Genomic DNA, 236 nt, shown 5'->3' on the forward strand with positions numbered 1-236 from the left:
CGGTAAAAGTTTATAAAAGTTCCCTGAGAGAAATATGATTCTCTCAGGGCTTTCTTTTACATTGCGGCTGCATCAATAATATACGTATCCGCATGAAGATCGGATATTTCGGCAGGCACTGAATAACAGGTAAGGCTGTATCGGCCTTTCGGAATATTAAAAGAAAGCCGCTTTGACATCACGCTTTCAATCTCAATTCCATCTTTTACAGCCTCAAAGGGAACAGTCGCTTTTTT

Annotated in this window: 1 protein-coding gene; it reads right to left on the bottom strand. The window is 40.3% G+C overall.

Annotated elements, in window-relative coordinates; genetic code table 11:
* Positions 1–56 precede the first annotated feature (56 nt).
* The coding region (comJ, locus tag G9F48_RS19555) for a competence protein ComJ (RefSeq protein WP_238785910.1) at positions 57–236 on the bottom strand (180 nt) is incomplete at its 5' end.

Origin of the sequence: Bacillus sp. EKM420B, assembly GCF_011065565.1 — a bacterium.
GTDB classification, from domain to species: Bacteria; Bacillota; Bacilli; order Bacillales; family Bacillaceae; genus Bacillus; species Bacillus velezensis.